Consider the following 24,805-nt stretch of genomic DNA (forward strand, 5'->3'; position numbering starts at 1 on the left):
GCGATTTCCGCCACTCTGTCTGAGTGCGATGAGCTAGACTCCGCTAGAAGCGATCGCTATTGTCAGCGAATTTTGACAAATCCCGCTTGGGTAATCAATTCCTGTCCCTGCTCAGTCAGCAGTAAATTGGCGTAAGCGACACCTGCTTGCTGCTCAGTCTGACCATTCTGTTTGACCACCACAAACAGACTGCGGGTAATCGGGTATTTCCCTGATTGGAAAGCCTCAATGTTCAACTTGTTCCGCTTACCAGGACATTCAGACGGGAGGACAGAAGGTTCTTGGTATGGTGCAATGTATTGCCCTTGCGTGCGCCCCAACGGTAAGGCTTTGATTGAGCATTGAGGAATCACCTCTGGGGCAGAAGCGTAGTAGATGCTACCAGGACTACCAGCCAATTTTTGCAAGGCTTGGGTGGTTGTGGAGATAAATTCCACATTGGAGCTGAAAGCTTGACCACCCAAGATGTCTTGGACAAAAAGTTCGACTGTACCGCCATCAGTAAGGCGGCGGGAATAGGGCTTTATCGGGATATTGGGGCCGCCCACCTGACTCCAATTATTGATTTTGCCTATGTAAATTGACTTTAACTGTTCTAGCGTTAGTCCTGGGATATTCAGGCTGGGATTAACTGCGACAGCTAAACCATCAATTGCCACAGGAATTTGTTTCAAACTGAATCCACGTTGCTGGGCGCGGCTTAATTCCGGGTCTAGAATTGGTCGGGACGACTGAGCAAAAGCTAATTGACCATCTATCAGGGAATTAATGCCAGTACCAGAACCAGGAGATGCATTACTGGGTTCTACATAGCGCAGCCGTAACTCTGGCCGTGCGGCTTGAATTGCTGGATCAACTATTAGTCGAATCGGTGCCCAAGATGTACTACCTCCGTAATTAAATAATCCTGTAGGAACATCCTTTACTGAAGTGAAAGTATTGCCACTAGGTTGTTCTGATACGGCTTCGGGCGTTTTGGTGCTACTAGGATTAATTTTATTTAGCTCCAGACCAGACTTTCTGCTGAACCACCAAAAACCGCCAGCTATTAACCCAACTGTAATCAGAATTGATAATACAAGAATAGGTGTTTCATTTTTTTGGGACATAGAAAATTACCCCCGCGTCCATTCAATATAAGTGCTTGCTTGATTCTTGCTACTTGAGATTGTATTTGGAGGATGGGTGTTTTATTAGCAAATAATGACAAATCCTAACTTCTGATTCCTTTAGAAGCCAAGGGATAATAAATCAGGACTTACGCAACTGGCATATTATTTTCAGTTTGTAGTGTTCGCGTAGCGTCTCGCAGAGAGGACTTTAGTCCTCAAAATAAGGGCTAAAGCCCTTACTAAAAACTAAAAATCTGATTTTTTTGTGACACTTACGTAAGTCCTATAAATTTCACCTGGATTATTCGTCTCTATATCTCAAGGTTTGAGTACTGTTAAGAATAAATTGCGAGTTGATACTAAGATTTTTCCCTATAAACCTCAACTTCTCATCTTGAGGGTTTTTCCAGGTTAAGTATTGGTTAATTTTTATTTAATTCTGACAAATCCAGCTTTTTCGATCAGTTCTTGACCTTGAGGTGTCAGCAGCCAATTTGCATAAGCTTCGCCAGCTTGCTGATCTGTTTGACCATTCTGTTTAACGATTACAAATAAATTGCGGGTAATTGCATAATCTCCACTACGAAATGCTTGAGTATTCAACTGGTTACGTTTACTCGGACATTCAGATGGAGATACGATAGGTTCTTGGTAAGGAGGCACAAATTGACCGCTTATTCGCCCTAATGGTACGGACTTAATCGTACATTGGGGTACAATCTCTGGGGCAGAAGCATAATAAATTGCGCCAGGATTTGCCGCTACTTTTCGTACTGCTTCTGTGGTTGTGCCAACATAACTAACGTTAGTACCAAAATTCTCTTTATTTAAAATGTTTTCGATAAAGAATTCCACTGTACCCGCAGCTTCTTTACTGCGAGAGTAGACTGTAATTGGTAAATTTGGCCCACCCACTTGTTGCCAATTAGTAATCTTGTCCGTGTAGATATCTTTAAGTTGGGCAACAGTTAAACCAGGTATATTGAGATTTTGGTTAACTGCGATCGCAATACCATCAATTGCCACCGGAATTTCTTTCAAACTAAATTCTTTTTGTTTAGCTTCGGTATTTTCTTCAGGTTTAACTGAACGAGAAGATTGAGAAAAAGCTAGTTGATTATCTATCAACATCCGAATCCCAGTTCCAGATCCTGGTTGACCTGATGGAGGTTGAGTGTAGCGTAAAATAAAGCGAGGGCACAGCTTTTGCAGTACGGAGTCTGCCTCTTTACGGATGGGTGCCCAGGTTGTACTACCACCATAGTTGAATGTCCCTTCTGGGAGATTTGGCACGTTACATTTATTGTTGTTTACAAACTGGTTTATGGGATTACTTGTGTTGCCACTCTCCGAAGATTTAGAAACAGTTCCGTTTAATTGCGCCCACCGTTCCATAAGAAACCATAGACCACCAAAGATTAGACCAATAGTGATGACAACGGCTAAAAAAAGACTAAGTGTTTCGTTTTTCTGAGACATTATACAGCTGTTAGCACCAGAAGTTTTTTAAAGTAAGAGAGATAATAATTTATAAATAAGTCGAAATACGGCTGTCAAGGAAATAGCTACTAAACCTGCCCCAACTGCTAAAAAAACTACTCCCTCAATGCCAATCCCCCCTTGTAAAAAGCGGAGAAAAAAAATAATCGCAAAAGTAATTGTAGGAATAATTAATAAATCGAACTTTTCAATCCACCGCCTGGTTTGAGCAAATATCAATATCCCCAAAATTACAGATGCAATAACGAAAGTAACTATTGGTTCTTTTACTATACTGAAGAGAGCGATCGCTATCAATGCCCCTTCAAATCCACTAAATGCTGCCCCACCTAATAATTCCAATGTCGAAAATGCTGGTTGAGTTGGTGGACGACGGGGGACGACGGGACTAGAATTGGGTGGTTGTGGCGGAAGTTTTACAGAGGGCGAATTAATTTGTATAGGGGCTTGATCTGCCTGTGAGTTAAGTGCATCTAAAACATCTTGAGCTGACTGTAAACGCTGATTAGCAGCAGGTAGCAGCATCTTATCTAAGATGTCAGCAAGGTGAGGGTTGACACTCACTTGCGATCGCCATTTCCACTGGTTGCTATAGGCATCAAGTAGTTGAACTGCTTCTTGATTTGTCAACAAAATAATAATAGTTACAGCCAAAGCGTATAAATCCGTAGATGGGAAGACTTGACCCCCAGCCATCTGCTCAGGCGGTGCAAATCCCATAGAATAAATTCCTGTGGAAGAAGCCGCAGAACCAAGTGCAACATTTGTTACCTGTTTAACTGCGCCAAAATCTAGTAAAAAAAGTCTACCATCACGACGGCGCATGATATTTGAAGGTTTAATGTCTCTGTGGATAATCCCTCTATGATGGACAAACTTTAGCACCTTCAGGATTTCTTGCAGCACCTCCAACACTTGCTGCTCAGAAAATTTGCCTTGTTGAGCTAATTCTTCCTCTAAGTTTTGCCCATCAATGTATTCTTGCACCAAGTAAAAAAACTGGTCTTGTTGTCCTGGTTGCAAACCATTAACTATTACTGGAAAGAAAGCAAACAAGTCTGGGATTTGCTCATGATCGTTACCCAGTTGTGATAAAACCTCTGCCTCTCTCTCAAACATCAACTGTGCTTGTTGCAGTTGATTTAAGCTTAAATTTCCCGCAGGTTGAAACTGCTTAACTACGCATTGACGCATTCCTGGTATTCGGCGATCGCGTGCCAAAAATGCTGCTCCAAACCCGCCCCTTCCCAGCAACTTCGTTGTGACGTATCGACCATCTAGCAACAGTGGCATACCACAGGTAGTGCAATACTTTTGCTCGGTTGTTTTCAGTGTCGTAATATCATCTAAATCGGCAAAATAGTTTTGTGGGCGTGGACAACGCGGACGAGTGCAGTAAACTTCCATTTTTGTGATTAGTCAAAATAATTCGTAATTCGTAATGATGCGACGCTCCTGCGTCGCTAACGCAACTCTTAGAGACGCTGCACGAACGCTATCGATGACTCACTAACGTAATTCGTAATTAATTCAGATTAGGACTTACACACAGTCTACGGAAAAAGTAGATGCAAAGCGGCTTGCCGTAGGCTATAAAAGAGGATGCAGAGGACACCAAGAAATGAGAGTTTGAAATGTTTTTTGCGTAAGTTTTGCAGATTACAGAGAAACTAAATTTCTTTTTTTACGAAGAATAGAACAGGAAAATTTTTCTTGGTGTCAATCCCTAGCTGGCTTACAGTAAATAGGGTAATAATTACGAACTACTAGTTACGAATTACGAATTATTTAGTCTTCGCCAGATGAGGCGGGTGTCGCTACCTCCAATGTAGTTAGCACTATGTTTTTTTGTGATGATTTTAACACATCTTGATTCCATCCTGGGTTAGCAAACTGGGGCAAAATTTCTTGACTAAAGGCTTCTGCGGCTTTGGATCTATAGCGATTGGGATTACAAATCAGCCACAGCGTCCGTTTGACGACAACGCCTTCAATGGGAGTACGGTGCAGAACGCCCATTTGTAACTCTTTAGCGATCGCACTAGTTGAAACAAAGGCAGCCCCTAAACCAGATTGCACAGCATTTTTAATCGCTTCAATGGAATTCAATTCCATTTCAACTTTAAAACGTCTGGTATCAATTTCACAGCGTCCTAGCACTTGGTCAATTACTTTGCGGATAGTCGATTGAGAATCTAGGGCAATGAATTGTAATTTATATAGGTCTTCTTTCTGGATTTTTTCAAGTTTGGTAAAAGGATGAAAGACAGGTAAAATCAGCGCTAGCTCGTCCTCAGCGTAAGGAATCACGTCTAAAGATTCTGATAGTTCACCAGGAATTTCACCGCCGATAATTGCCAGATCGACTTGTCCGTTAGCGACACTCCAAGCAGTTCGCCGGGTAGAGTGGACGTGTAATTGCACCGCCACATCTGGATATTTTTGTCGGAACATACCGATCATTCTGGGCAAAAGATAAGTGCCGGTGGTTTGAGAAGCACCGACAATCAAAGTACCGCCTTGGAGATTTTGTAAATCCTCAATGGCGCGGCAGGTTTCTTGACAGAGACTGAGGATTTTTTCACCGTAGTTTAAGAGTAGATGCCCGGCTTCGGTTAATTGGGCGCGTCGCCCTCCACGATCGAATAAGGGGACATCGAGCTGCCGTTCGAGATTTTGGACTTGCAAACTGACGGCGGGCTGGGAAACGTAAAGACTATCAGCGGCACGCTTGAAGCTTCCTTCTTGAGCGATCGCTTTCAGGATACGTAACTGATCTAAAGTGAAAGGAAGGTCAGACATAAGGCTCAACCCACAAACTTTTAAAGGAGCAGATGCACGTAATAAATCCGGTTTGGCAGCAATCAGCCGGACATGATTTGTTGCATATTAAACTTGAAGGCTTGACTCGAAAAAGACAGTAGCACAACATCTTGACTAAAGTCCCCTTTTGAATACTTTGTGGTATTGGTTGTACTGAATTCAGTTTTCTTTAAATTACTTCACCTGTGTATATGCTGCTGATTTCTTGGTTGACACCCAGTCATTTTGTCATACTGGGGTTACAAATAGTTTTTGCGATCGCTCACAGTGGAGGCGCTGCTTTGCGTCCAAGGGCAGAAAAGTACATTGGCCCAAGGTTTTATCGCATTCTCTTTGCATTAGTCAGCCTACCGTTGGCTGTGATATTAATTATTTACTTTTTTGGGCACCGCTATGATGGTTTGCAAATTTGGCAGGTACAAGGTGTGCCAGGAGTGCGAGAATTTGTTTGGCTGCTGTCAGCAATCTCGTTTTTGTTTTTATATCCTGCTACCTTCAATCTACTAGAAATTGCTGCTATTCAAAAGCCCCAAGTTAATCTCTACGAAACAGGAATTATTCGGATTACCCGCCACCCCCAGATGGTAGGACAAATAATTTGGTGTGTTGCCCATACTCTCTGGCTCGGCACTACCTTTACCCTTGTGACTTCCATTGGATTGATATTGCATCACTTGTTTGGGGTTTGGCACGGGGATCGCCGTTTGAGCGATCGTTATGGGGAAGCTTTTGAAATTGCCAAACAGCGAACTTCGATTATTCCCTGTAAAGCAATTATTGACGGTCGTCAATCTCTCAAATGGCAGGAATTTATCCGCCCTGCCTATTTGGGAGTTGCCATTTTTATCGCTTTGCTTTGGTGGTCGCACCCTCTGTTACTGGAAGCAACTAGTAGGATAGCATGGTAACTTTCGACGATCCCCAGTATCAGCAGAAAATCCGAAATAGATGGAAATTTCAGCTTATCAATTACGCCAAATCAATGTAGGATAAATTCAAACATCTATTCCGTGGGGGGTGCATTTAGTCAGCTTGAGATTTTATAATTGATAGTCCTTGGTCAATTACCTTTCCTTGAAAAAAAGTGGTAGATTCAGTCATATCCCCAGGCGGCCACGGCAATCAGGAGTTTAACATCCGAAAAAGCCAACGCGATTTCTAAGGTGGCTTTTCTATCAGAGGCACATTAACGCCCTCATTTTTTGCCAATTATTTTGTGTCCTGAAATTTTTGTCCTGAAAGCATCTATCGGCAGTTACTGACTTGCCAATCCTCCACTGAAGCAGTGCTGAGTCCTGAGTCCTGAGTAAAAGCAAGCAACTTAAGTATTCATTGCTTGGCAATTAGTCCAAATCTCTCGCTTTAACTCTAAAAGCAAAATAAACGAGTTCCTCACTCAATCCCCTAACTTTTAGTTATGGACTTCTATTTACCAACCAGAACTCGGAACTCAGCACTACTCAATTCAGTACTGATAGCTAGTTTGATATAAAAACCTTATAATCCAAGAGGTATCATGGTGTTGTCGGTTAGTGAGCGGACATTTACTCAAGAAGTTTTAGAATCTCCTATTCCTGTTTTAGTTAACTTTGAAGCACCTTGGTGTGGCTTGTGTCGAGTTATCCATCCACTGTTGTTGCAATTTCAAGCCCAGTGCGGGGATGAAATTAAATTAGTCGGGGTTAACGCCGATCAAAATTTTAAATTGTCTAATACTTATAGGCTAAAATCACTACCCACTTTACTATTGATTGAAAATGGCACCATTCGCCATCGCTTGGAATGCTTTCGCGGCAGAGAAGATTTACGTCTAGCCTTAGAAGAGATTAAAGCCAGCTACAGCAATTACCCCAAAATCTACAAAAGTTCAAAAACAGTGGACTTAGAGTATCGGTCAGCTTGATATGTATTAGGGATTGGGCATGGGGCATGGGGCATTGGGCATGGGGCAAATGACCAATGACTAATGACCAATGACTAATGACCAAATCTAAAACCATGCTTAATACCCCACCCAATCAGCCTTGGGTGGGTTATTTTATCCTAAAGGGTGTGTGTCACAATTATTAACAGTTTCGACACGCTAAATCAAGAATTCTAAAAGTAGGCGTCAGTGATGGAAGTAATCTATCAGTATGCCTGGCTGATTCCGGTGTTCCCTCTTTTTGGGGCGATGCTGGTCGGTCTAGGGTTAATCTCGTTGAATCAGGTGACAAACCGCCTACGGCAGCTTAACGCTGTGGTGATTATCTCCATGATGGCAGCAGCTATGGGGCTGTCGTTTGCCTTGTTATGGAGTCAAATTCAAGGACACGCGCCTTATCTCCGTACCTTTGAATGGGCGGCAGCAGGTAATTTTCACCTAAGCATGGGCTACACTATTGACCACCTGACAGCCCTAATGCTGGTGATTGTCACAACGGTAGCCTGTTTAGTCATGGTTTACACCGATGGCTACATGGCTCACGATCCCGGTTACGTGAGGTTTTACGCCTATCTCAGTTTGTTTGGCTCTTCAATGTTAGGTTTGGTGGTCAGCCCCAACCTAGTACAGATTTATATATTCTGGGAACTGGTCGGGATGTGTTCCTACTTGCTGGTCGGTTTTTGGTACGATCGCAAGTCAGCAGCCGATGCCGCTCAAAAAGCCTTTGTCACCAACCGCGTGGGCGACTTTGGTTTGCTGTTGGGCATTTTGGGGCTGTACTGGGCAACGGGAAGCTTTGATTTTAATATCATGGGCGATCGCCTTGCCCAACTCGTCGAATCAGGTTCCATCAGCAATTTTCTCGCTGTCCTGTTTGCGATTTTAGTTTTCTTAGGGCCAGTTGCGAAATCAGCCCAATTCCCCCTCCATGTCTGGCTACCAGATGCGATGGAAGGCCCCACCCCCATTTCTGCCTTGATTCACGCGGCAACAATGGTGGCGGCGGGTGTTTTCCTAATTGCCCGGATGTACCCAGTATTTGAAGACGTGCCAGCCGCAATGAACGTCATTGCCTTTACTGGAGCGTTTACGGCGTTTTTGGGGGCAACCATTGCCATTACCCAAAACGACATCAAAAAGGGCTTGGCTTACTCCACCATTTCCCAACTCGGTTACATGGTGATGGCGATGGGGATAGGTTCCTACAGTGCTGGACTATTCCACCTGATGACCCACGCCTATTTCAAGGCGATGCTGTTCTTGGGTTCAGGCTCAGTAATTCATGGGATGGAAGGTGTTGTTGGACACGACCCCGCCTTAGCTCAAGATATGCGCTTGATGGGTGGACTGCGAAAGTATATGCCCGTCACAGCAACTACCTTTTTGATTGGTTGCTTGGCAATTTCTGGTATCCCGCCCTTTGCTGGTTTCTGGTCAAAAGATGAAATTCTCGGCAAGGCTTTTGAGGCTAATCCACTCCTCTGGTTTATCGGCTGGCTAACTGCCGGGATTACGGCTTTCTATATGTTTAGAATGTATTTCTCGACATTTGAAGGTAAATTCCGGGGGACTGACGAGAAAATCAAAGAAAAACTCAAGAAGGCGGCGACAATTGTCCTGGAATTAGAGTCACAAGAACTAGCCCCGAATTTTGGGCCTGGGGCGATGAAGAAAGGAGAATTGGCTGCCACTGAGCATCATGATTCCCATGACTCCCACGGGCATCACAGCGACTCACCTCACGAATCGCCGTGGACAATGACCCTGCCATTAGTATTTTTGGCAGTGCCTTCGATTTTCATTGGTTTGGTGGGAACTCCCTACGCCAATTATTTTGAAGAGTTTATCTTTCCTCCTAGCGAAACTCTCTCCGAAGTTATAGAAAAGGCTGCCGAGTTCAATCCGACGGAATTCTACATTATGGCGGGTGCCTCAGTCGGAATTTCTTTGATTGCGATTACTTTGGCTTCGCTGATGTATTTGCGAGGGAAGATTGACCCGGCTGCGATCGCTGCTAAAATCCAACCACTTTACGAGTTATCCCTCAACAAGTGGTACTTTGATGACATTTACCATCGGGTTTTTGTTGTCGGCTTGCGTCGCCTAGCTAGACAAGTTATGGAAGTTGACTTCCGCGTTGTAGATGGTGCTGTTAACCTCACAGGCTTTTTCACCCTTGTTAGCGGTGAAGGTCTGAAGTACCTAGAAAACGGTCGCGCTCAATTCTATGCCTTGATTGTCTTTGGGGCAGTTTTGGGCTTAGTGATTGTCTTTGGTGTTACCTGATTTTAATCGGGGTGGGCGGATGTCCGCCCCTAAGTTTTTTTTAAGAGTCTAATTTAGACTCTTTTTTTGGCGGATAGTTCAGTAATTCGATAGTTTAGAAAAAGGTGGTGAATAGGCACATGACAAAGAAGAAATACATTTACTGGCAAGATGATGATATGTGGTTAGGTTATCTCGAAGAATATCCCGACTATTGGACTCAAGGTGAAGCTGAAGAGGAGTTAAGAGAAAATCTACTCGATATTTACAATGAATTAACAAGTGGAACTATCCAAAATATTCGTAGAGTTGCAGAACTTGAAGTTTCATGAAACGAAGAGACTTAATCAGTAAACTTGAAGAAATGGGTTGTATCTTCGTTCGTCATGGTAGCAAACATGATTGGTATCAGAATCCAATAACAAAAATATCTCAAGCTGTTCCTAGACATAGGGAAATTAAGGAGCAACTTGCAAAACATATTATTAAGATGCTTAACGATGAAGCAGGCTAATGCTTAGAATAAAAGGTACTCACTATGACCCTTGAACAGCTTGAAGCCGAAGTTTTTGCACTTCCAAAAGATTCTCAAGTGATTTTATTAGCAAGATTACTGGAAAGATTGGGTCAAGAAAGTGGAATAGATCAAGAAATTGCGGCTAGTTGGGCTGAAGAAGCCCAGAAGCGTGATGAAGATATGAACACCAATCAAATTACTGGTATTCCGGCTGAAGAAGTGTTTCAACGTAGTAGGGGATTTAAACCCCCTAAATTTTGTTAAATATTCAAGTCTTCTTTTACATCATCTGGCGGTTCAAACATAATCTCAAAACCTCCATTGGGAATAGTTCGACGCAAAAATCTTAAATGGTCTTCTGCATCTTGGCGGTTAGCAAAACGGGCGACGATCTGAGATTGGGTAATCACTACAGTTCTTGCGATCGCCCAAGGCTGATTTTGGGCGCTAACTGGTTTTATCATGGTGAATGTCTCCTTTTGTTAGGGAGCCAAGAGCCAGCAGGAAGCCTCGGAAACTTATTTGCTGGCTTTTGACAAGATTTATAATTTTGTTGGCGGGTTGCTGTAAGTGTGAGTGTGTTTTCATCGCTTCTAAACACTCTCATCTCATACATTTTGGGGTAAAAGCTGGGTTGCATCATAGTCGTGCAATCCTGGGACAACTAGCCATAGCCACATCCGGCACTTGAACAACCGCAGCGATCGCAGCTCTTCTGGGAATATTTGATTTCTGTGACCTTGCCAGTGTCCAAGGTGTGCAAGTTGTTGTTTGGCGCAGGTTGGGCAGAGGTCGCCTGGTTTTCCTTTGTCGATGGTGTAGTTTGAGTCTTCAGGATTAAGGGGTTTTATGCCAGGAAAGCGCCCTGCTTCGGAATGGGGGCAGGGTTTGCCGTCGAGTTCTGCGGGGATGATGCCAGTGCAAATTAGGTTGTCGGGGTATACGTTGCCGTCGGGGGAGAGGAAAAGGGCTTTGGGTTCAGTGTTTTGAATATTCATGCTTGACTACTGCCAGAAGCAAATGCTATCCTGACAATATACGTTAACCGAATAAATGTCAAACACGAAAATTAGAAACTTTAGCTTTCTTCCTGATGTGTAAATCCAACCATCTGAGCAACTAATTCCAAATGTTTCGACTTTGAGCGAGTTGGTTCATAGATTCCGTTTTCCCATTCACTAACTGTTGCTTGACGCACACCCAGTTGTGTTGCAAATTCTGCCTGTGTTAAACCCATTTGGAGACGTAATGCCTTGATTGATTTGCTATTCCACACCACTTTTCCATCTACAAGCTGCACTTGTTCGCTAGTAGTAAATTGGCAAAAAGTAACGCATTGCTTATCAAAATCAACATCTCCAACGCGATATCCTGCTTCTATCCAGGACAAAGCCTGTAATGCGCCTTTGCTGCGATTACTCCACCACGCCCGTTTACTTTTTGCTGAATTGGGTAAAGTATCATTTATTAAAGTCTCAATTTCAGCAAATGATAAAGTTATTTCATTTTGATCACCGCCACGTAAAAATTCAAGGAGTGGCTGGTACTTGCTGCCCTCCTTCATGTCACATCTTCCTCTCCCAATATCATGCGCTCAACACGGGCTTTTGCTTCATTTACTAAGTTTTCAGCCTTAATGCGTAGACTTTTAGCTTTATTGCAGCGTTGGGTAACTTCCGTAGCTATTTCGTTTTGAACTTCTTTATCAGGAACAGGAATAAGCGTTTCTTGAATATCACTTTCTAAGATAGCTGGATATGATGAACCCGCAGATCGTCGTTTAAATTGTTCAAGGGTAGTGCTTAATCGTAAAGCCAAGTGTAGATATGCAGAACTTACTTTTTTTGTTGGATGAATAATAGTAAATCCTGTAGAACAAATAAACCCTTCCATTTCATTTTGAATCAGTGCAATTGCTCCTCTAGTAGGACGTACTGTAGATACAATAATATCTCCAGTATGAACAACTTGCCTTGCACGACTAGGCGCACTTGCTTCAGTAATTTCTATAGCTCTCTCAATTTCTCCTAACTGAATATCAATACTGGAGATATCAATATACTGAAATATAGCTTCTGCTTCATTTGACAGCTTTCGTATTCTTTTAGGAAATTTAGCAACAGCCTTCACGGGTAAAACTTGATTTATATATGGGTCAAATTTATGAAAGCCCATATTGAAATCTACATCAAACCGAGATTTATATATTTCTGCTATTGGCCTTAGAAAACGCCTTTTCTCTTCAACATCCTCAAGAGTTATCCCTAATCTACTAAACACATAACTATCAATTGTTTGATATAATCTTTCTGCTTCAGATAACTTATTCTGTCGTTTAGCATAAGCATTTTGCATTATTTGAGCAATGCGGTCTTGAATAGGTCTAGGAGGAAGAACAATTTGCACATTTTGAAGTCCATTAACGTTAATGTGTGCATATATACTTCCGATTGAATATTCATTAAGTAACTGTTTTCCAAAGTTTGAATTTAGGTATGCTGCTAGATAGTAGGGATTGACCTTATTAGCGTGAACTTTTACACGAGCAACATGGGCACTAAGATTTGCAGGTTTTTCAGATGTATAAACTAATGCAGTTCCTAACCTTCCTGTGATAGTAACTAGCAAATCTTCTGGCTGTACTTGTGACCGTTTAAAATGCTCATGTTCTGCTTGAGTTATCATTTTTTTGTTAGATAAATCTAAGCCAAATTCAGTTATATTCCTAACTGCTAACACTGTTATGCCATCATCTACATAATGACGAGTAGAATGTAAACCATCAGAAATTTCTGCAACTAATTTTCCTAGTTTTAGAATTTGAAATCTAGTATTTTTTAAGTATTCTTCAGTTTGAAGAGATAATTCCGAATGAAATGAATAAGCCCACTTTTTTTTATTTCTTAATCGACTAATTGCAATGGTAGTATCTTCCATTTATTAAATACACCATCCTAATTTTTCATGGAAGTTATTTATAGTTGATTCTAATTCAGAGGGCAATGAAGCCTCTTCTTCTTTTACTTTTGAACGCCCAGAAGCGTCATAACCAATATCATCAATTCTTGCCATATAAACTTTATAGTCTTCTTCCTCTACAACTATCTGATTAATTTCAATTTGTTCTCCTATAGCAAGAGCAATAGCTCGTTTTTCTAAAACTAAGATACTAGATTTAACACCAGCACCATAAGGTGCAAATGTTTCTTGCGGTAAACTAAGAACTGCTTTCAATCTAGCCCAGCGTAAAATCCAGTCGCGTACATCTTGAGTTGAACTATTCGCTAATAACCCATCAGGTAAAACAATAGCTAACTTCCCGTTTGGTGCAAGATATTCCAAGCAACGATTTAAAAAAGCTACTTCTTGAAGAATACTTTTAACAACCTTGCCCTTTTTTTTTGTCACCCCATCCCGTCCAGCAAAGTCCTTTAAAACATTTTCATTTGTTAATTTAGAACCAAATGGAGGATTAGTTAAAATCATCGTTAACCCTCCCAGATAAAACCCTGGACGTTCTGGGAGTCCCTCTGTAATTCCTCCTGTAATGCTACCCAATCGCTCCAGCGAATCCATTACCTTTAAATCGGCATATTGTGCGCCATTCATTAAAGTATTAACTCGCGCTATATGCATCACATTTCGAGAATATTCAGCACCAAAGAAATGATTATCTCGAAACTTGATAAACTCTTCCGTTGGTTCTTCAAGATTAATCCCTTCAGTATTACCATCATTATTTGCTATTGCTTTTGCATACTCCTGCTTACGCACATAATCCAAAACGTGCGTCAACATCCGCGCTGAACCGCAAGCAGGATCACCAACATAATCATTTACTGTAGGTTGCAAAATTCCCACCATTAAATTAATTACTGGTGTAGGTGTGAAATATTGCCCCAAATCATCACGGAAAGTCTTACTCAAAAAATCCTCAAACACCCCACCTTTCACATCTGCTGAAGATTTTCGCAAACTCCAAGGCTGTAAACGCTTGACGATTTCCATTGTGGTGTGAGGCTTGAATTGCAGCACATCACCCTCATTAAAAGCCAACCGTGCCGAAAGGTCGTCGCCAAACTTTTTTGCTAAAGTCTCTCGTTCCCACTGCTTCGCTTTTTCAAAAGTGTCTCTTACTTGAACTAATAAACGTTCTGGGTCAGTTTCATTACTAACACTAAATACATAAGCCCGTGATTCTCCTGTTTGCTTTACCAAGTCAATTGTTGCCTGTTCGTCATACCACTTAGCAAACAAGAATTTAACCATTGCATCAACGGCTTCTTGTGGCTGCAAACCCTCGTTATCTCTCAGAATAGAGTGACAACCAGAACGCGTATCTCCCAAAACCTCCCGAAACTTATCACGGGTTAGTGGCGTTAGTCCGGTTTTAATCCCATCTGGTTGACTGGGATTAAGGATTACAGTGTAGTCACTGTGCTTTGCGGCTTCACCGGCGCTTTCATACTTCTCTAAATCACCAATTATTTCTAACTTGCGTGGGTAGTCAAGGTCACGACGATAAATTACTGTATGTTTACCACTGGTTAAAATAGCATAACGGGCAGATGGTGAAGCACTCATGTAAGCATTGAGTCGGTTAAGATGATCAACCCAACCATCCGCCTCAGTCCCGCCAAATTTTTTACTTGGTTCCATAGCCTCCACCATAATAAAGGCTACATCCAAATTACCTACAGAATCAGCATAACGGTCATCGTAAACTACAAGGTCTACCCGCCCAAGATAGCGTCGCCCGCCTTGATAAGTTCCCTCGGCAAAATCTGAATTTAGTTCTAGTTCCATCGCCTCTAGTGGAACACCGTACTCTTCTACTAAAATCTGAAGCGCCCACATCGTCACAGGGTCTTCTGCTGGACGCACATAAGAACCATCAGCTTTAAATAACTTTTGTAGATTTCGATAGTTCTGTGGTATGTTAGCGGGATTTTGGTAAGGATTAGTGAAATCGGAGAAAGGCATGAAGTTATTGCTATGGGAGACAGACTACACAGTAGATAAATGATATGGTATTCTGGGCGATCGCTTAAGATAAAAATTAATATAAGCCCAAGATTCAGCAAAATAATAAGTTTATCACTAATTATAATTTAAAAATAATTCATGTATTGTCAAAATCTAGTTTTCTCCCGTCATGCTCCCAACAAATGTTTTATCGTCGTATCGCTCAAAAAGATGTAAAAACTGTGATTTCTTATGGAGAAGTGATAGAAGAAAATCCTGATGATACACCCTACCCTAGTTATCTAATATTGGATTTTATAGAAGGTAAGCCAATTCATGTTGTATTTTCCTACGATGAAGCTACAGATATAGGATATGTAGTAACAGCTTATATTCCTGACACTAATATTTGGTTAGATGGTTTTACAGCTAGGAGACAAAGATGATGAAATGCGTAATTTGTAAGCATGGAGAAACTAAACCAGGTTTAGTAACTGTGACATTAGAAAGAGATGAATGTATTATTGTTTTAAAAAAAGTTCCAGCAGAAATTTGTGATAACTGTGGTGAATATTATTTAAGTGATGCAGTTACCGAACAGGTTTTAGAAAAAGCAGAGTCAGCTATTAATAATGGAGCAGAATTAGAGATTATTCGATATGCAGCTTAGTTTTCTTATTGGCGTTTCTGCGTATTTTCAACTGTCTTATTAACTTCTTCACTTTTACCCGACATGCAAAGTAATTCTTCTTGCGGTGACACAACTTGAAGGATAAGAAAACATTTCTCTCGAATAATAGTTCCTAAAGATGGAATTTTGCCTGACTGAGAAATGCGGTCGCGCACATATTCAAAAAAGCTAATTCCTAATTTACGAGTAGTAGCGACAAGAGACATGAAAATATCCCAAGCCTTAGTACCTTCACTTGTTTGAGTGGCATAACTAATGTTACGTCGCTGCACCATAGTTCTAGCAGCCAGTTCAGCAGGGTTATTATGCAACGGTAGTTCAGGATTCTCTAAAACCAATAACAACTCAGATACTTTTGCTACGGTTAATCTTTTTCGCTCTTCCTATCCCCTATTTATTGAGCGGATACAAATTATTGCTCTTCTCCTGCGCTATTGACTAGAGAGAAATTTTTTGGAAACCCAACTGATAATACCACTGAGAATGGCACCGCCCATGAGGATGCCGATCGCTGGATTAAAAACGGGTTGCCACAGTTTATGCCACAAATCCAAACCCAAGTTTAATCCTACAGAATCACCGATCGCAGCGATCGCTAACCAGCCAAAGCCAAACAAAACCAAAAAAACATCTGCGACTAAAACCATGTTTAGCCAATTTAACAATTTATCTTTCATGATTGGAATGGATACTGGGCGTTAGGAGTGCTGAGTGCTGAGTGCTGAGTTAAGAGTTAAGAGTTAAGAGTTAGGAGTTAGGAGTTAAGAGTTAGGAGTTAGGAGTTTTGTTTATCTCCTTCTCCCCCTGCCTCCCCTGCCTCCCCTGCCTCCCCTGCTTCCTTGTCTCCCTTGTCTCCCTTATCCCCAGTCCCCAGTCCCCATCTTTTACTTTTCAAACAGCCAATTTTTGACTTTTGTTAAACTTTGCCAATCTGGTTTTCTACTTAAACCATCCTCAATACTATTTTTTATTTCATCACTCCATTCTTCATTGACAAAAATCAACTGCTGTGCTATTTCAATATGTTCCCGCAAACCTTTTTGCTTTGTTTCGAGCATGGCTAAGGCGAGATTGACTCTAGCTTGGGGATCTTGTGGATTTAACTTGACTGCCTTCTGTGCAGCTTTGTAAGCCAAGTTGGGTTTGTTATCGAGTAGATACAACCACGCTAAACAAACCCAAGCAGCACTAGTTTTAGGAGCGCGATCGCACACTTCTTTAAACACAGGGATTAAAGATTCTGCTGATTCTCCTGCTTTATAGCGTTCTAAACCTGTATCAAACAGGGATTCAACTGTATTAGTCATTGGTCATTAGTCATTGGTCATTGGTCATTAGTCATTCGCCATTGGTCATTTGCAAAGGACAAATGACAAAGGACAAATGACAACTGACAATATTACACCCCAAATGACTTGCCGCAACCACAAGTTTGATTAGCATTGGGGTTAGTAAACTGGAAACCACCGCCAATCATGGCATCGCTGTAATCGAGCATTAATCCGTAGAGATATAACAGACTCTTGCGATCGCTGACAATTTTGAAGCCATCATAGTCAAAAACTTCATCCTGGGGGGTGATCTTGCTAGTGTCTTCAAAGTCCATCATGTAAGACATCCCAGAACAGCCACCCTGACGTACTCCTACCCGTAAGCAGAAGTCTGTGCCTTGCTTGTCGCGGAGGGATTTTACCTGGTGCAATGCGGACTCGCTCAACAGAATTCCGCGTTGTTGAGCCTCAATTGCTTGTGTCATCTGCTTTTCAACTCCTTAATTAGTATAAGCTTTACCCTATATCGGCTTGTTAATGCTTCTGGGTTGCTCGCTTGAGTGTTTTTATTTTCATTCTAGCGACTTAGATGTTGCTAGATGCCAAATTGTAAACACTCCGTCAAAAGCAGCCAAATATTTTTATTCTAGAATTGAGAGACTCAATGTGTTTATACATTCGGTATTCTTGAAATTCAAGCCTTGCGGCAGCAACAGAAGCAACCACCCTTCAGGTGCAGCCGTAAAAATTTAATTCGAGGCTAGCTATTCCCAAAGTTTACTTCCAAATTGCTTCTTTTGATCTCTATGACAAGTTTTAATCGCTCTACCAGTCGTCGGTTGAAGAAATTAACTCAAATTCCTTCTGTATGGGAGGGCGATCGCCGTCCGTTGTCATCACCAAACCATCTGTCAGACTCAGAGGCAAAGGGAGAATGCATTCTTTGGGTAGATTACTCCCAAGGTGTTGTTCGAGGAATGGACGTGGTAGCTCCCGATATCGGACCAGAAGCAATAGTTCGCACCTTAATGCAAGCAATGGAGCATCCCCAGAGTCCGGCAAGACCTGCCAGACCCCAAAGAATTGTAGTCAAAGACCGCGAGATCCAATTTTACCTGCGGGGGGTGCTGCAAGATTTGGATATCGCCATTGACTACGCACCAGAACTACCTTTAATTGACGAGCTATTTCGTGGATTCGCCGATCTCCTCGATAGTCAAACCCCCGACTTACCGCCACAGTACGCACAAATCTTGCGAGAGAAAGCATTTGCAATTTGGCAAGCAGCACCTTGGGAATTTTTGGAAGAACAGCAAATTTTGGCTATTGAGATTAATAAATGGGATGTTGGGACACTCTACGCCTCAGTTATGGGAATGCTGGGAATGGAGTATGGGATTTTGTTTTATCGCTCAGAAGAGTCTTTAAAACAGTTTCGCGCCGCAGTTCTCACAGATGAAGAATCAACAGAGCATCTAGAAGAAGCGTTTCTCAAGCAAGATTGCTTGTTTCTCACTTTTGAGAGCGTTGAGGAAACCGATGAAGATGAGGATGAAGAAGACGATTTGGCGGATCTGCCATTATCAGAAATTGACCCTACTTTTGGTAACATCCATCCTTTAGAGGGGCTACGGTCTGTTTTGTATGACGAAGAAGCATTGGTAATGTTGGTTGCGCTCGAAAGCCTGAGCCGCTTTATTCGCGATCATCGTCGCCAACTTCATGAAGACATCTTCCCTACTCTCAACCGTCGCTATCGCATTTCTCTACCGCAGTCGGAAGAATCAACTAAATCTCTGCCTGTAACAGTCTCTACCATGCCGCAGTTAGCAGCAGAATTAGAGGAAATGACAGACTTTGATATTGATGACGAGGAGATTGACAACCAAGGTTTCCAATCATTGCGAGATGACTTGATACCAGAAGATTCCTTCCTCAGCTTAGGTGTCGTGTCGTGGGAAATGTTGGAATCCCTGCGAAAGGGGGTTAGTTATCACCAGGCTAGTGAAATTAAACAAGTGGGCGATGGTTTGCCGGTGATTTTAATTCAAACCTCCCGCCCCAAGGCGAAGACTGTAATTGAAAGAATTGAAGTAGCAGGTGGATTGAAGGCAATTTGCTTTAATCCAGGTGCCGATCCCTTTGATGGCGATCGCTACGACTTGGGTTTATTGCAAACTCAAAATGACGAATTGTTCCTATTCGGTGAATTTTTAGATGAAGATCCGATTCATGTCGAAGCTCGGAAAAAATGGAATCAACGGTGTAAAAATACTCAGGGCTACTGTGGCTTGATCATTGCCAAAGGTCTAACAGGAGCCTCCCGTGGCAATCCTCAGTTACGAGATATGATGGCTTTGTTTGAAGGGCGATCGCTTTCACCTAAAAATTTAGGTATTGGCACTCTCCAACTTATGCCCGAACTTCAATTTGAGTAATTGCATGAATTGCTGCAATCTTGAGTCTCAATTTATCGATATCAGAAATTAACAGGACTTACGCACAGACTACGATTTTGTGTCATTACTAGCGATCGCAACTGCGCCTATTGACTTATAGCCCAATACGCTTGGGTTAAGGGCTACTGGCAACAATTTTGGGTTTTCGAGACGCGATAAATCGCCGTCTCTACAATTGTTTTGGGCTTATCTGAACTGTATTGACTTGTAGCCAGTCTTTTAGCCAGGAGGCAGAGCATTTCCGGTTCCGTCATCCACGTACCTATCAAGGCGCGGCATTTTGTAATGAATATTCATGTATGTGTCAAAACTAATAGGTGACTAATCATGAGAAGCTAACTTTACCTAAATTTCATGAAGTACCTGTATTTTCATAGTTTTCAGTTATTTTAGGGAAATAATTCTCAGTATAAATAACTACAAAAACCTAAAAAATTATCTACAAAGACTGCTTGAATCAAACCTAACTGATGTACTTAGATATTGAAATCTTTTTTTTTAACAAGTTTTTGAGTTTAGCATCCTGTTATATATCAATATCATTAAGCAAAAGTTCAGATAGATATCTTTTTCTTTGTAATTTTTTTATAAAGAATAAAAAATAGTTTAGTTATTGCGTAAATGAAGATTATTTAAAGTGCGTAAATAATAGCTATAATAAACACACTGCCGAAGAAACTAAAAGATACGATTCTTTTTGTAGGTATACTTACCGAATAGAAAATAGTTGTAAATAGAAATTTATTGGCAGCAATTAATATTTTGGTTTAGAGATGAGGGAAAGATTTTATGTCAAAATTATAGCGCAGGACTTGGCTAAAAATGATTTATATAACCTCCAGATAGATTAGTACTAAATAATCGTAAAAAATCGCTGATTTTAAAGAAAAATCTATCGCTAGAAGGAAGATGAAAATATGCAAGATTTCATTGCATAGTGATGAGAAACTATTTTCAAAGTATGAAGCAAAACTAAAATATTATTATCGGCAACAGTCAAATAACATCACATCTATTCGGGATTAATTCGTCTGTGTGAAATTACAGATACTTCTGTTAAAGTTTACCAGATTAGTTGGCTATCTATACTCAGTAGACTGATTTGTGTTCCCTTTTTCTGCCTACTATATTGGTACTGAAAAGCAATCAGCTTGATCGAGATAAGCCAAAATTTATAACCGTTCAAGCAGCTATTAACTCCTTAGTTACAGTCAGGCTACAGATGGGTATTTGTCGCTTATTTGCCTACTTTATAAGTGACTATTCACGCTCTATACACACCACTCCAACCCGCCTACAAGTCAGTATTTCAGCATGACAATGAATAGCAAAGCTTTATTTTTGGGGTTCTAGGGGATGTTCTCTCCAAGCGGGTTTGGCGAACTTAGTTAACAGAGAAGGTCAAATGCTTTTAATGGAGAATAACTTTGGCAATCTTCATTGAGTCAACAGTAGATGTCTCGAATTCATTTATAAAATTTTATGGTCAGGCTTTAATGATGCTGTTAGTACGGTTATTATCTTCAAAAGCAACTATGCGCTATTTATGCTGTCACAATGGTAACAAATAAAGTCTAGTATTTTAATTTTTTTAGAAAATGATCGCTCGTTTGACAAAACTAACATTTTTAATATTAATGGTATTACTTGTTTCCTGAGACAAACTCTGATAACCTTATCGGTTCCCTCATTAATTTAGACTCTTTCGACCATCTAAATATACAGCAGATAGCATGATAGCAATGACAAATAAAAAATGGGCCGTTAAACGCATAACAGTTAATCTCGCAACGCAGGAAGCGGAAAAGCTAGAAAAATATTGTCAACAAACAGGTAGACCCGCAACTGACGTGATTCGTGAACTGATTAGAAGTTTGCCTTTCTCTGACGACAGCAAAGATGCAAACAACTAAGAAGTTAGTTTCACGACTTATCCAGAAAACTGCTTTCTCACCAAAAAAATATCTATGATACTTTTGAGAGTCCGCTACTATGGACAAAAGTTTGTCTAGATGACACAGGCGCGTTTTTATCGCGTCTGGTCATTTGCCAAAACTAAAAGAAGTAATCAAAGATATTTTAGTATCAACATTGGCAAGCCTTAATATGCTGCTGGAGTTGATATTAAGTAGCAAATTCCGACACCAACCCAGTTACAATCTGTAAAGAAACTGAAAAGGAACGACGGAATGCGCGTTGCAATCGTAGGTGCGGGACTGGCTGGACTAGCAACCGCAGTAGATCTAGCTGATGCTGGTTGTGAAATAGAGATTTTTGAGTCTCGTCCGTTTGTCGGTGGTAAAGTTGGCAGTTGGGTTGATGGAGATGGCAACCATCTAGAAATGGGGTTGCATGTATTTTTCGGGTGCTACTACCAACTATTTGACTTAATGAAAAAAGTGGGGGTGTTAGAAAACTTACGCCTCAAGGAACATACCCACACTTTTATTAATAAAGGGGGGCGCACTGGTGCTTTAGATTTTCGCTTTATTACAGGTGCGCCTTTCAATGGGTTAAAGGCATTTTTCACGACTTCCCAACTATCGTTGCAGGATAAATTGCAAAATGCGATCGCATTGGGTACTAGTCCGATAGTTCGCGGATTGGTAGACTTTAATGGGGCGATGAAAACTATCCGCAATTTAGATAAAGTTAGCTTTGCCGATTGGTTCCGCAGTCATGGTGGAAGTAACGGCAGCATCAAGCGCTTATGGAACCCCATTGCTTACGCATTGGGATTTATTGATTGCGAAAATATGTCTGCCCGTTGTATGTTAACCATATTCCAGCTATTTGCAGTTAGAACTGAAGCTTCAGTTTTGCGAATGCTAGAAGGTTCTCCATCTGAATATTTACACAAGCCGATTCTGGAATATCTGGAAGCTAGAGGCACTAAAATTTACACGCGCCGACAAGTTCGGGAAATTCAGTTTACTGAGTCAGCTGAAAAAACCCGTGTCACTGGTATAGTAGTTGCCCAAGGTGATGCAGTAGAAACGATCGCTGCTGATGCTTATGTTTTTGCCTGTGATGTTCCAGGAATTCAACGCATATTACCCCAGGAGTGGCGTAAGTGGTCAGAATTTGACAATATTTACAAACTGGATGCAGTACCAGTGGCTACAGTGCAGTTACGCTTTGATGGTTGGGTGACAGAACTGAACGATGGAGAGGAACGTAAACAGCTAAATCATGCGGCTGGAATCGATAATTTACTTTACACAGCCGATGCTGACTTTTCTTGTTTTGCCGATTTAGCGTTGACTAGCCCCGCTGATTATTATCGCCCAGGACAGGGATCTTTGTTACAGCTAGTGCTGACACCGGGAGATCCGTTTATTGGACAAAGTAATGAAGCGATCGCACAGAATGTCCTCAAGCAAGTTCATGAACTCTTTCCCTCATCGCGGGAGCTAAATATGACTTGGTACAGTGTTGTAAAGCTTGCTCAGTCTCTCTACCGGGAAGCGCCAGGGATGGATGCATACCGTCCCAACCAAAAAACACCAGTAGATAATTTCTTCCTTGCAGGGAGTTATACTCAGCAAGATTACATCGACAGTATGGAAGGTGCTACTATTTCTGGACGGCGGGCGGCAAAAGTGATTTTGGAAAGTTTGAAGAAATAACGAACCGCCAAGGACGCAAAGAGCGCAAAGGAAGAAGTAGAGATGCCAGACTGGTTAGAGCATACTGTGCAGGTAGAAGTAGAGGCTCCCATAGATTTAGTATGGAGCCTCTGGTCTGATTTAGAGCAAATGCCTCGGTGGATGAAGTGGATTGATTCAGTGAAAATTCCGCCAGATAATCCAGATATATCTCTTTGGAAATTAAAGACTGGCAGTCTAGAATTTAATTGGCAATCCCGAATTCTCAAAGTTATTCCTAACCAAATTATTCAATGGGAATCGGTTGATGGTTTGCCGAATCAGGGAGCGATTCGCTTTTACGATCGCGGCAATAGTAGCATTGTGAAAATGACTATTTCCTACGCTATCCCCGGCATTATTGGCAAAATTATGGATAACTTGTTTTTGGGAAGGATAGTTGAATCAACGATTCAAGCTGATTTGGAAAGGTTTAAAGAATACGCGCTGAATGTTAAAGCTAATTGATATAGATAGCAAAACCAGGCAGTAGGAAACAAACTGTAAAAGTTTCTTGCTGTCTGATAGGAAAAATATGGATTTTTTAATTGCGTGTCTTTATTACGAAGTAGAAGTTAGAGAGTGCTTTATCTTTTCTATAGCTTGATTCAATCCTTTTGTGTGAATCCAACCTACATAACCACCAAAAAGCATTTTGTTATTGCTGTCAGCTAAAAAGATATGCTTGACGTGAGCCGGATTAATAAAAATTTTAATTACAGTACCATCTTTAAGAGTAAAAATAGGTGTTGCTCTTCTGAAATCTCTACTGTGGGCTTGAGTCATACCTGGGACATTGACCAATATTTCAACAACTTTTTGAGCGATTTGAGAAATACTGGTAGCTATTTCTGCTTCAGTATTCCATTCTTCCAGCCAATCTATTCCTTTTTGACTTAAGCGAAAACCCTCTTCAAATAATCCTAATGGCACTTTTATTACCTCATTTAAATATATATTTACAACAATCTGATTATTCACTAAACTATACAAATTCTTAAAAATATAAAATAACCGTGATAACACGGAAAAATACTATTTAAACCAAAATAACCTGCGATCGCACAAATTGTGGAGTATTAGTCACTAGCTAGTAGTAGGTGCGATCAGCTTGGGTTATAGCGTGGTTGTACCTTTGCTCAGTAAATGCAAACTTTAATTCTGAATAGTTTTAATGGTTAACACTTGGCTGGAAAACAGTGTTTACATTTATTGAGTGTATAATTTTCAATAAACTCATTGGTTTGATGGCAGTAGAGCGGGATTTCTGTACCGTCCTGACAATCGTGAATTGGGCTATCATCGTCTAAATTATAAATACCCCAGAACTCTTCCAAATTAGCGAATCTAAGATTATCGTGAGAACCAAAGAAATCACTTAGATCAACACGATGTAATTCCTTGCTTACTGGATTGAGTATATAGTTGTAGCCATCATTTACAAACTCTTGGTAGTGTTCTATGTTTCTTGATACTCTAAATCTACGTATAATTTTTGCAACTCTTGGATTTGACATATTAACTATTGCCTGTTGTGAGGATAAGATTCCTAGTCCTTAAATATAAAAATTCTTTAAATGTAAAAAATCAGTAATAATACGTAAAAATACTATTTAAACCAAAATAAG

General features: G+C 41.0%; 27 protein-coding genes. 12 read left to right on the top strand and 15 right to left on the bottom strand.

The features are described 5' to 3' along the window. Positions 1-62: 62 nt before the first annotated feature. From HWQ37_RS08700 to HWQ37_RS08715, 4 genes are all read right to left on the bottom strand, one after another. Entirely contained in the window at positions 63-1,109 is a 1,047-nt protein-coding gene (locus tag HWQ37_RS08700) for a PstS family phosphate ABC transporter substrate-binding protein (RefSeq protein WP_292745885.1), read from the bottom strand. 432 nt (positions 1,110-1,541) lie between these two features. Beyond that, complete coding sequence (locus HWQ37_RS08705) at positions 1,542-2,591, bottom strand: phosphate ABC transporter substrate-binding protein (RefSeq protein WP_292745887.1); 1,050 nt, start codon at positions 2,589-2,591, stop codon at positions 1,542-1,544. Positions 2,592-2,618: 27 nt separating this feature from the next. Continuing rightward, a complete protein-coding gene (locus HWQ37_RS08710) occupies positions 2,619-4,019 on the bottom strand; it encodes a serine/threonine-protein kinase (protein WP_292745889.1) in 1,401 nt (466 codons plus the stop codon). 381 nt (positions 4,020-4,400) lie between these two features. Continuing rightward, entirely contained in the window at positions 4,401-5,414 is a 1,014-nt protein-coding gene (locus tag HWQ37_RS08715) for a LysR family transcriptional regulator (protein ID WP_292745891.1), read from the bottom strand. 212 nt (positions 5,415-5,626) lie between these two features. On the opposite strand from HWQ37_RS08715, the gene HWQ37_RS08720 reads away from it, so the two are divergent. The 6 genes from HWQ37_RS08720 (at position 5,627) to HWQ37_RS08745 (ending at position 10,408) form a co-directional block, all read left to right on the top strand. Further along, positions 5,627-6,343, top strand: a complete 717-nt coding sequence (locus HWQ37_RS08720; RefSeq protein ID WP_292745893.1) for an NnrU family protein — start codon at positions 5,627-5,629, stop codon at positions 6,341-6,343. Positions 6,344-6,951: 608 nt separating this feature from the next. Continuing rightward, on the top strand, positions 6,952-7,338 hold the full coding sequence (locus tag HWQ37_RS08725; RefSeq protein WP_292745895.1) for a thioredoxin family protein: 387 nt from the start codon (positions 6,952-6,954) through the stop codon (positions 7,336-7,338). A gap of 213 nt (positions 7,339-7,551) precedes the next feature. After that, positions 7,552-9,648, top strand: coding sequence for an NAD(P)H-quinone oxidoreductase subunit 5 (locus HWQ37_RS08730; protein WP_292745897.1), 2,097 nt, complete (start codon positions 7,552-7,554; stop codon positions 9,646-9,648). A 119-nt stretch (positions 9,649-9,767) separates the two neighbouring features. Further along, entirely contained in the window at positions 9,768-9,959 is a 192-nt protein-coding gene (locus HWQ37_RS08735) for a hypothetical protein (protein ID WP_292745899.1), read from the top strand. Then, complete coding sequence (locus HWQ37_RS08740) at positions 9,956-10,141, top strand: type II toxin-antitoxin system HicA family toxin (protein ID WP_292745901.1); 186 nt, start codon at positions 9,956-9,958, stop codon at positions 10,139-10,141. Before HWQ37_RS08735 ends, HWQ37_RS08740 begins: the two co-directional genes overlap by 4 nt. A gap of 24 nt (positions 10,142-10,165) precedes the next feature. Continuing rightward, positions 10,166-10,408 (top strand): addiction module protein, encoded by a 243-nt coding sequence (locus tag HWQ37_RS08745; RefSeq protein WP_292745903.1) that lies wholly within the window; start codon positions 10,166-10,168, stop codon positions 10,406-10,408. Here HWQ37_RS08745 and HWQ37_RS08750 read toward each other — a convergent pair. From HWQ37_RS08750 to HWQ37_RS08770, 5 genes are all read right to left on the bottom strand, one after another. Further along, positions 10,405-10,608 (bottom strand): hypothetical protein, encoded by a 204-nt coding sequence (locus HWQ37_RS08750; protein ID WP_292745905.1) that lies wholly within the window; start codon positions 10,606-10,608, stop codon positions 10,405-10,407. The genes HWQ37_RS08745 and HWQ37_RS08750 overlap by 4 nt on opposite strands. Before the next feature lie 144 nt (positions 10,609-10,752). Continuing rightward, on the bottom strand, positions 10,753-11,142 hold the full coding sequence (locus HWQ37_RS08755; protein WP_292745907.1) for a hypothetical protein: 390 nt from the start codon (positions 11,140-11,142) through the stop codon (positions 10,753-10,755). A gap of 80 nt (positions 11,143-11,222) precedes the next feature. Continuing rightward, the gene (locus tag HWQ37_RS08760) at positions 11,223-11,708 is read right to left on the bottom strand and encodes a helix-turn-helix domain-containing protein (RefSeq protein WP_292745909.1); all 486 of its coding nucleotides are present in this window, start codon (positions 11,706-11,708) and stop codon (positions 11,223-11,225) included. Then, on the bottom strand, positions 11,705-13,081 hold the full coding sequence (locus HWQ37_RS08765) for a restriction endonuclease subunit S (RefSeq protein ID WP_292745911.1): 1,377 nt from the start codon (positions 13,079-13,081) through the stop codon (positions 11,705-11,707). The genes HWQ37_RS08760 and HWQ37_RS08765 overlap by 4 nt, the downstream gene beginning before the upstream one ends. A gap of 3 nt (positions 13,082-13,084) precedes the next feature. After that, positions 13,085-15,127 carry a restriction endonuclease subunit M gene (locus HWQ37_RS08770; protein ID WP_292745913.1) on the bottom strand — a complete coding sequence of 681 codons (2,043 nt, stop codon included), beginning with the start codon at positions 15,125-15,127 and terminating at the stop codon, positions 13,085-13,087. Positions 15,128-15,312: 185 nt separating this feature from the next. Between HWQ37_RS08770 and HWQ37_RS08775 the strand changes: the two genes are divergently transcribed. Continuing rightward, positions 15,313-15,555 (top strand): DUF4258 domain-containing protein, encoded by a 243-nt coding sequence (locus tag HWQ37_RS08775; RefSeq protein WP_292745916.1) that lies wholly within the window; start codon positions 15,313-15,315, stop codon positions 15,553-15,555. Beyond that, positions 15,552-15,779 carry a type II toxin-antitoxin system MqsA family antitoxin gene (locus HWQ37_RS08780; protein ID WP_223277960.1) on the top strand — a complete coding sequence of 76 codons (228 nt, stop codon included), beginning with the start codon at positions 15,552-15,554 and terminating at the stop codon, positions 15,777-15,779. The genes HWQ37_RS08775 and HWQ37_RS08780 overlap by 4 nt, the downstream gene beginning before the upstream one ends. 5 nt (positions 15,780-15,784) lie before the next feature. Here HWQ37_RS08780 and HWQ37_RS08785 read toward each other — a convergent pair whose 3' ends face one another. From HWQ37_RS08785 to HWQ37_RS08800, 4 genes are all read right to left on the bottom strand, one after another. After that, positions 15,785-16,144 carry a hypothetical protein gene (locus HWQ37_RS08785; RefSeq protein ID WP_292745920.1) on the bottom strand — a complete coding sequence of 120 codons (360 nt, stop codon included), beginning with the start codon at positions 16,142-16,144 and terminating at the stop codon, positions 15,785-15,787. Positions 16,145-16,231: 87 nt separating this feature from the next. Further along, entirely contained in the window at positions 16,232-16,477 is a 246-nt protein-coding gene (locus HWQ37_RS08790; RefSeq protein WP_292745922.1) for a hypothetical protein, read from the bottom strand. A 207-nt stretch (positions 16,478-16,684) separates the two neighbouring features. Continuing rightward, on the bottom strand, positions 16,685-17,107 hold the full coding sequence (locus HWQ37_RS08795) for a hypothetical protein (RefSeq protein ID WP_292745924.1): 423 nt from the start codon (positions 17,105-17,107) through the stop codon (positions 16,685-16,687). 92 nt (positions 17,108-17,199) lie between these two features. Beyond that, complete coding sequence (locus HWQ37_RS08800) at positions 17,200-17,556, bottom strand: iron-sulfur cluster assembly accessory protein (RefSeq protein ID WP_292745926.1); 357 nt, start codon at positions 17,554-17,556, stop codon at positions 17,200-17,202. A gap of 321 nt (positions 17,557-17,877) precedes the next feature. On the opposite strand from HWQ37_RS08800, the gene HWQ37_RS08805 reads away from it, so the two are divergent. The 4 genes from HWQ37_RS08805 (at position 17,878) to HWQ37_RS08820 (ending at position 23,645) form a co-directional block, all read left to right on the top strand. Next, a complete protein-coding gene (locus HWQ37_RS08805) occupies positions 17,878-19,509 on the top strand; it encodes a DUF6930 domain-containing protein (protein ID WP_292745927.1) in 1,632 nt (543 codons plus the stop codon). 1,757 nt (positions 19,510-21,266) lie between these two features. Then, positions 21,267-21,443, top strand: a complete 177-nt coding sequence (locus tag HWQ37_RS08810; RefSeq protein WP_292745978.1) for a ribbon-helix-helix domain-containing protein — start codon at positions 21,267-21,269, stop codon at positions 21,441-21,443. Positions 21,444-21,719: 276 nt separating this feature from the next. Then, the gene (gene zds, locus HWQ37_RS08815) at positions 21,720-23,159 is read left to right on the top strand and encodes a 9,9'-di-cis-zeta-carotene desaturase (protein WP_292745929.1); all 1,440 of its coding nucleotides are present in this window, start codon (positions 21,720-21,722) and stop codon (positions 23,157-23,159) included. 42 nt (positions 23,160-23,201) lie between these two features. Beyond that, on the top strand, positions 23,202-23,645 hold the full coding sequence (locus HWQ37_RS08820) for an SRPBCC family protein (RefSeq protein WP_292745933.1): 444 nt from the start codon (positions 23,202-23,204) through the stop codon (positions 23,643-23,645). A gap of 93 nt (positions 23,646-23,738) precedes the next feature. Here the strand turns inward: HWQ37_RS08820 and HWQ37_RS08825 are convergent, their stop codons facing one another. Further along, positions 23,739-24,158, bottom strand: coding sequence for a hypothetical protein (locus tag HWQ37_RS08825; protein WP_292745935.1), 420 nt, complete (start codon positions 24,156-24,158; stop codon positions 23,739-23,741). Between the two features lie 197 nt (positions 24,159-24,355). Beyond that, complete coding sequence (locus HWQ37_RS08830) at positions 24,356-24,694, bottom strand: hypothetical protein (protein ID WP_292745937.1); 339 nt, start codon at positions 24,692-24,694, stop codon at positions 24,356-24,358. Between the last annotated feature and the right edge of the window lie 111 nt (positions 24,695-24,805).

The sequence above is a fragment of the Nostoc sp. NMS4 genome, assembly GCF_017115095.1.
GTDB lineage: Bacteria > Cyanobacteriota > Cyanobacteriia > Cyanobacteriales > Nostocaceae > Nostoc.